The organism is Sporomusaceae bacterium (genome assembly GCA_031460455.1).
Taxonomy (GTDB): Bacteria; Bacillota; Negativicutes; order Sporomusales; family UBA7701; genus Anaeroselena.
In genome coordinates this window covers 1-1,226 of the sequence record JAVKTQ010000048.1, presented here as the reverse complement: position 1 = coordinate 1,226, position 1,226 = coordinate 1, and the positions used below count along the sequence as shown (strand labels likewise).

Below are 1,226 nucleotides of genomic sequence, written 5' to 3'. Positions count from 1 at the left end.
ATGGTCAAGGACGGCATGACCGTCATGATCGGCGGTTTTCTGGCGGTAGGCACCCCGGAATCTCTGGTGGACGCGCTTGTCGCCCAGGGGACGAAAGATCTCACCGTTATCGCCAACGATACCGCCACCCCCGAAAAGGGCATCGGCAAACTCGTGGTCAAGAAGCAGCTGAAAAAGGCGATTGTTTCCCACATCGGCACCAACCCCGAGACCGGCCGCCAGATGAACGCCGGCGAGATGGCGGTCGATCTTGTGCCCCAGGGCACGCTGGCGGAGAGGATCCGCGCCGGCGGCGCGGGGCTTGGCGGCGTTCTCACCCCCACCGGCCTGGGCACGGTCGTCGCCGAAGGCAAGCAGGTTATTACCGTCGACGGCCGCGAATTCCTGCTGGAGAAGCCGCTGCGGGCCGACGTCGCCTTTATAAAGGCCCATACGGCCGATAAGGCGGGCAATCTTGTTTTCCACAGCTCCGCCCGCAACTTCAACCCGCTTATGGCCACGGCCGCCGAAGTCGTCATCGTCGAAGCAACAAACATTGTCGAAATCGGCGCCATTGATCCGGACGCCGTTATGCTGCCGGGTATTTTCGTCAAATACCTGGTGCAGGGTTAGGAGGGGGAGAGGAAGATGGATTCGAAAGAACTGATCGCCAGACGCATCGCCCGCGAGTTTGAGGACGGCGACCTCGTCAACCTCGGCATCGGCATCCCGACCCTGGTCGCCGACTTTATCCCCGCCGGCGTCCATATCACCCTCCACTCGGAGAACGGCTTTGTCGGTCTGGGCACAGCCAACGGCGCGACCGATCCCGACACGACCAACGCCGGCGGCAAGCCGGTGACCATCCTGCCGGGCGGCGCGGTGTTCGACAGCGCGATGTCGTTCGCGATCATCCGCGGCGGGCATCTGGCGGCCACCGTGCTTGGCGGGCTGGAGGTAGACGAGGAAGGCAATCTGGCCAACTGGATGGTGCCGGGCAAGATCGTTCCCGGCATGGGCGGCGCGATGGACCTGGTGGTGGGCGCGAAGCGCGTTATCGTTGCCATGGAGCACACGGCCAAAGACGGCTCGCCGAAGATTCTCACGAAGTGCACCCTGCCGCTGACCGCGCAGCAGGAGGTCGATATGGTTGTGACCAATCTGGCTGTTTTCATCCGCGACAAGCGGGGCCTGGTGCTGACCGAGACCGCCCCCGGCGTCACCGTCGAGGAGGTCAGGGCCGCTAC

Annotated in this window: 2 protein-coding genes; both read left to right on the top strand. The window is 63.8% G+C overall.

The window, feature by feature from the left end; translation table 11 throughout:
* Positions 1–612: a 3-oxoacid CoA-transferase subunit A gene (locus RIN56_20655; GenBank protein ID MDR7869204.1), complete on the top strand. Its 612-nt coding sequence runs from the start codon at positions 1–3 to the stop codon at positions 610–612.
* Positions 613–627: 15 nt separating this feature from the next.
* The coding region (locus tag RIN56_20650; GenBank protein MDR7869203.1) for a 3-oxoacid CoA-transferase subunit B at positions 628–1,226 on the top strand (599 nt) is incomplete at its 3' end.